Raw genomic sequence first — 6,000 nt, 5'->3', positions numbered from 1 at the left:
CCCTGTAAAGAAATGCACTTGACAGGATTAGTTTAGTGCGCAAAAAAACAAAAAGGGTGCTTAGGGGTTGACAGGTTTCGTTCATATCAGGGGGAGAAAATACACTTATTAACTCAATACAAGGGCTGAAATCGATTACAATTCGTAATTAGGTGTAATTTATCCCCTTATTATCCCCATTTTATAGGCCTCTTCGAAAATAGGTGTAAAAACTACCCTTATTAGCCCCCCGGGGTTAGAACTACTCCAATCCTCTATCAGTGAACAGTCGCTAGTTTCCATTGATTTGAAGCCATATTTTTGCAAGGGATTGAGCAATAGTGCTTATGGCTTTCTGGTTGTTCCAATAATACATGTGCGATAAAGGAGTGGCACCGATAAAGCATCCACCGGCTTTTACCTCGATATCCTCTTTAACGGTTAACCGGTATTTGTCATTTAAATTTCTAAGGGGATAGCCTAATACATCATCTTTATCGTAAAAGTTTATCCATTCGCCTTCTAGATCGGGATAGTGACTAGCTAATTTAGGATTTGGAATTTGAATGGGGATACCAAAATCTGTGAATCTGAGGCTCCAAAGTGGGATGGGACAGCCCAAAGTATAAAAGAGAGTGAGTGTTTCTCCATTTTCAAGCGGGGAATTTTCTTCTAAAGGACAACCATAGGGGATAGCCACTTGCAAATCATAAAAAAAGTTACTGGCAATAATGCTACCCAAGCTATGTGCAATGACACATAGGGGAGCTTTTTTGCCTGCTCTTGCTTTAAGGTTTTTTAAACTCTGCCTAAATTGCTCGTGAATATCCAGATAAACAATCTTGTCCGAATCTTTTGGAGTTTTGGAAGGAGGGATCTGATAGGCAATTCCGTCCCCAACATAGCTAACAATAAACCTGCGCAGATCTTTCCACCATAATTGTAGCCCGTCGAACTTTTTCCAAAGTTCGTCCTCCACCTCCTGGACAATCGGAGCCCAGAAAACAGGTTCGATCTCTAGCTGATTTGATCCATAACTATCTACCGTTTGGCCGATCAGCTTATTAAATTCCTGGTTTAATAATTCGGACACATCTTCATAGAAATCTTCTTTTTGATTCCCTATTCCATGAATAATAGCAATAGCAATTTTTTGTGTCACATCCCTCTCCCCCTAAAATGCATAAGCTAATATATGCTTATGTGGGAAACAGGGAGTTGGTCATACTGTAGCAAGATATTGGGTTAGGGATTGCATCCGGAGAAATGCTTCTGTACTTCGCCTTGGCAAAGTTTGTTTTAGTGCAAAATCATTTTTTGATTCCAGTAGTGGTCTTACGATTAGCCGTTTAGTAGGTGATTCATTCTGGATACTAAAAAATCGTTTTGTGCTGAGTTGTGTAAGTTAAATATTTCGACTTTACAAAAGGGAGTGATTTTTCTACAATTTAATGTGAGAAAAACATTTTTACAAGTAATGCGCTCAGTAACATAGAGAGAAAAATTGATCAGTTCTCTAAAGGAGGGAATAACACATGAGTCAGGCGTTAGAGGGAATTAAAGTGCTAGATTTCAGCCATCTCTTGCAAGGTCCTTTTGCAACACAGATGCTTGGTGACTTGGGAGCCGATGTCATCAAGGTGGAAAGAACAGGAACGGGGGATGGATATCGGAACTGGACCTTTTTGAATTATCGAGTAGGGGGAGAGGAAACTCCATGCTTCCTTGCGTATAATCGCAACAAGCGTTCATTAACGTTGAACTTGAAAAGCCCAGAAGCGAAGGAGATTATCTATAGGCTAGTTAAGGAATGTGACGTGGTCGTTGAGAACTTCCGTCCAGGTGTCATGGCAAAGCTAGGGTTTGGCTACGAGCAATTGAAAGAGATTAATCCGCGCATTATCTATTGCTCAAGTACTGGATATGGACAGGATGGTCCTTATTCCACTCGTCCAGGGCAGGATCTATTGATTCAATCCTTGACAGGCTTGACCAAGGTAACAGGAAGAGGGGATGCAGCACCAACGCCGTTAGGTACAGGAATTGCGGACCAGATGGGAGCCTTTAATATCGTGTATGGCATTCTATCTTCGCTATACTATCGAGAAAAAACAGGAAAAGGACAAAAAATTGAAGTAAATTTATTCCAGGCGTTATTAACCCATCAACTTCAAGAATTGGTCGTAACGCTTAATCTTGGCCGTAATTTTGAGCGACCAAATTCAGGAATTGGTCATCCCGGAATGCCTGCTCCATTTGGGATTTATCAGACTGCGGATGGATATATTTGTATCTCGGCAAATCCGATTCCCGTATTGGCAGAGGTCATCGGTGATCAAGGCTTGGTAGAATACGATGATCCAATGATTTTATTCGATAAAAGAGATGAAATTTTCTATCGCATTCAGGCTAGTGTGATCAAACAAGGTTCGGCTTATTGGATCGAGAAAATGCTAGAACGCGACTTATGGGTATCTGAAGTGAAGAGTCATATCGAGCTGCCAGAGGATCCTCAAGTGAAGCATTTGAATGCGTTCACAAGCTATCATCATCCAACTGCAGGGGAAGTAAAAACGGTAAATATCCCCGTCAAGTTTAGTGAAACACCAGGTAGAATTGATAAGCCTGCTCCACTGCTTGGAGAACATAGTGAAGAAATTTTGCTAGAGCTAGGTTATGATCAGGAAACCATCGAAAAAATGAAAGAAAACAAAATCATATAGTTCTAAAACGAATGAACCAGACATAAGAGTAAGGAAGAATTGCGATAGAATTATCATACGATTTTATATTTTACTTTGGTATTGATAATTTAAAAAACACCATATATACTAAAAATAAGAAACGTTTCGGTTAATTTTGAATCAGGCTTGGCAGGGCAAACCCCTCCGGAATATCAAGTTTTATGGAATTTCAGTTGAATTATAGAACGCCAAGCCTGAATCTATCTACACTTTGCGAAACGTTTTTTATCTCATATTTTCCGAAACGTTTTCTACGAAAGGTGAAGGAGGAGATTTTGTGGACAAATTACAAGGAAAAGTAGCCGTGGTCACAGGAGCTGCGATGGGTATTGGAAGATCAACAGCTGTATTGCTTGCCAAGGAAGGGGCCAAGCTGGTCGTTGCGGATATTAACGAAGAGCAGGCGGCTGAAACAGTACGGCAGATTCAGGAAGTGAACGGGGAAGCCATTTTTGTTAAAACCGATGTGTCGAAGTCGTCGGATGTTCAAAATCTAATAGAAACAGCGGTTGATCGTTTCGGGAAAATCGACGTTTTGCATAATAATGTGGGAATTGCATTAGGTGCGAATGTTGTAGAAACGACAGATGAATTATGGACGAAGGTCATTGAAGTGAATCTTGCAGGTGTATATCGCGGATGTAAGTATGCGATTCCACATATGATTCGAAACGGTGGAGGAAACATCGTGAATACGACTTCTGTGCAAGCGCTTGCAGGATTTGAGGGATGGGCTGCTTATGCTGCATCAAAGGGTGGAATCATTTCCCTAACAAAGCAAGTGGCAAGTGAGTATGCCAAACATAATATCCGAGTGAACTGTGTAGCACCGGGCACCATCGACACGCCAATGAATTTAAAGGTGTTTGAAGAAGCGGAAGATGCAGATGCTTTAAGAGATACCTGGAATAAGATGCATCCACTAGGACGCTTTGGTAAACCTGAAGAAATCGCTGAGGTGGTTCTGTTCTTGGCTTCGGATTCCTCCTCCTTCATTACAGGGCAATGTATTGTTGCTGATGGTGGGATTACCAGTAAGGCTGAATAATACGGAAAAACAGAAGCGTTTTCTAAAAGGTCTAAACGAGGTGAAATGAGTGAGCTGCAGAATCAACGAAACAACGATAGAAGAAGTTAAAGCTGTCATTCTTGAAAACGATCACTTAAAGATTACAGTCCTAGTATCCAAGGGGGCTGATATCTATGAGTTTATTTATAAGCCTAAGAATATAGATGTTTTGTGGAAGGCTCCGTGGGGGATCAAAAACCCACGAGGAGGAATAGCTACAGCAGAGAACTCCCAAGTGGCCTGGATGGAGCATTATGAAGGAGGTTGGCAGGAAATTTTCCCGAGCGGGGGGGGACCTTGTCAATATAAAGGGGTAGAAATGAATTTCCACGGTGAGCTTTCTACGTTGCCTTGGAAGTACAAGATTACCGCCAACTCAGAAAAGGAAATATCCGTACTTTTTACCGTAACGACCTTTAGATCACCCTTTACAGTAGAACGTGTTCTTACCTTAAAGGAGAATGATCCTCGCTTATATATCCATGAAAAGGTGACTAATCACTCCGAAGAAGAAATGGATTATTCATGGGGACATCATCCAGCTCTAGGAGCTCCTTTCTTGGATGAAGGTGTGATTTTAGATGTACCAGCGGAATGGTTTGAATCCCAAAACCGGGAAAACGAGAGCACTCGCCTTCCGCAAAAAACTCGCTTCCAATGGCCGCAGGCCCAAAGTCGGAGTGGAGAAACAATCGATTTATCTGTTTTGCCATCTAAGCAGAATCGCTCAGCTGATCTCGCTTTCCTTGGAGGACTTGAAGAGGGCTGGTATGGGGTGACAAATCCGAAATTGGGATTTGGTTTTGGAATGGTTTGGCCCAAAGGGATTTTTCCGTATCTTTGGTTCTGGCAGGAGCTGCGGGGATCTAGTGGTTATCCGTGGTATAGCTCCAATTATGTGATGGCTTTGGAACCATTTACAAGCTATGACGAATCGGGATTAGCACATTGTGTTGAAAATGGAACGGCAAGAAAGCTGGCACCTGGTGAATCCATTGAAGTGGATTTAATCGCTTTATGCTTTGAGAGCAGCAACGGTGTGAAGCGAATAGATCATAAAGGTGATATTACGCCAAAAGACAATTAGGGGGAAATGAGAATGAAAAAGAGAAAATGGTTAGGATCGGTATTAGCACTAGCTCTTACCACTTCATTAACACTAGTTGGATGTGGATCAGAGCCTTCCGCACAACAAGGTGGATCTTCTGGTGGGGACAGCAAAGCCGAAAAGAAGGACGAGCTCTACATCGGTTATGTGGTTAATTTTGGTTCTCACGAATGGTACCAAAACATCATCAAGGGTGCTGAATCCACTGCGAAGGAAAAAGGCTATAAATTTGAATGGGCGGATGCAAACATCGACTTGGCTAAGCAGATTTCCCAAGCAGAAAACTTATTAACTAAGGGTGTAGATGTACTTGTTCTTTCTCCTGTAGATCCAAAAGGTTTGTCGACCATCATGGATAAGGCGAAAGAAAAGGGAGTTCCTGTTATTACAGAATCCAACCCAATCGAGGGAGCACAAACAACGGTAGGGATTAAAAACCTTGATGCAGGTGAAATGATTGGTAAATGGACAGGAGAGTATATTAAGTCGAATTTCAAAGAGAAGGCGAAAGTCTTGATTGTTGGGTTACCAGCTCAGCAGGATACACGCGATCGTGTGGATGGATTTAAAAAGGGTATTGAGGCAAGTGGAGCGGATTACGAGATTGTCCAAGAAGTAGATGGAAGCGGTGTGAAGGATAAGGCACTGAAAGTATCAACAGATGCAATCACTGCTCATAAGGACATCAACTTGGTCTATGGAATTAATGATGACTCTGCACTTGGCGGACAGCAAGCTTATGAAGAAGCGGGTCTAGATATGAGTAAGCTTCTTACGATTGGATTTGGTGTGGAAGGACTTGCAGGTAAGGATGCTTTGACTTCGGGTGGACCTTATAAGGCAGGACTTGCCATGTTCCCTGAATATGTAGGTCGTACGCTCGTTGAACAAGCGGAAAAGGCTGTAAAAGGTGAAAAAATGGAAGCACATACAATCACGCCAATGACGGTTATGACTCCTGAAAACTTAAATGAGTTCTATACCAAAGAAGGCGAAGCATGGAAGATCAATTTCGACAATGTAGCTAAGTTGTTACAAAAATAAGATGGAAGCCTTTTTCAGGGAAACAGGTTGGGGGGATTTTCCCCCAACTAATTTAC

Annotated in this window: 5 protein-coding genes; 4 read left to right on the top strand and 1 reads right to left on the bottom strand. The window is 42.0% G+C overall.

Annotated features, from left to right (window positions below; translation table 11 throughout):
* Positions 1-271 precede the first annotated feature (271 nt).
* Positions 272-1,141: a chemotaxis protein gene (locus J2Z37_RS21930; protein ID WP_209812461.1), complete on the bottom strand. Its 870-nt coding sequence runs from the start codon at positions 1,139-1,141 to the stop codon at positions 272-274.
* Positions 1,142-1,514: 373 nt separating this feature from the next.
* Between J2Z37_RS21930 and J2Z37_RS21925 the strand changes: the two genes are divergently transcribed.
* The 4 genes from J2Z37_RS21925 (at position 1,515) to J2Z37_RS21910 (ending at position 5,944) form a co-directional block, all read left to right on the top strand.
* Positions 1,515-2,702: a CaiB/BaiF CoA transferase family protein gene (locus J2Z37_RS21925; RefSeq protein WP_209812460.1), complete on the top strand. Its 1,188-nt coding sequence runs from the start codon at positions 1,515-1,517 to the stop codon at positions 2,700-2,702.
* 298 nt (positions 2,703-3,000) lie between these two features.
* Complete coding sequence (locus tag J2Z37_RS21920) at positions 3,001-3,771, top strand: SDR family oxidoreductase (protein WP_342453867.1); 771 nt, start codon at positions 3,001-3,003, stop codon at positions 3,769-3,771.
* A 49-nt stretch (positions 3,772-3,820) separates the two neighbouring features.
* The gene (locus tag J2Z37_RS21915) at positions 3,821-4,879 is read left to right on the top strand and encodes an aldose 1-epimerase (protein WP_209812459.1); all 1,059 of its coding nucleotides are present in this window, start codon (positions 3,821-3,823) and stop codon (positions 4,877-4,879) included.
* A gap of 12 nt (positions 4,880-4,891) precedes the next feature.
* Positions 4,892-5,944, top strand: a complete 1,053-nt coding sequence (locus J2Z37_RS21910) for a sugar ABC transporter substrate-binding protein (RefSeq protein ID WP_209812458.1) — start codon at positions 4,892-4,894, stop codon at positions 5,942-5,944.
* Positions 5,945-6,000 lie beyond the last annotated feature (56 nt).

Origin of the sequence: Ammoniphilus resinae (assembly GCF_017873965.1) — a bacterium.
In the GTDB taxonomy this organism is placed as follows: Bacteria; Bacillota; Bacilli; order Aneurinibacillales; family RAOX-1; genus Ammoniphilus_A; species Ammoniphilus_A resinae.
Note: the sequence above shows the minus strand (reverse complement) of the source record. Positions and strands in the feature narration are given on the sequence as shown.

Excerpts from the sequence above, each read along its gene's own strand:
- J2Z37_RS21925 (WP_209812460.1), top strand. The coding sequence starts at position 1,515 with ATGAGTCAGGCGTTAGAGGGAATTAAAGTGCTAGATTTCAGCCATCTC.
- J2Z37_RS21910 (WP_209812458.1), top strand. The coding sequence starts at position 4,892 with ATGAAAAAGAGAAAATGGTTAGGATCGGTATTAGCACTAGCTCTTACC.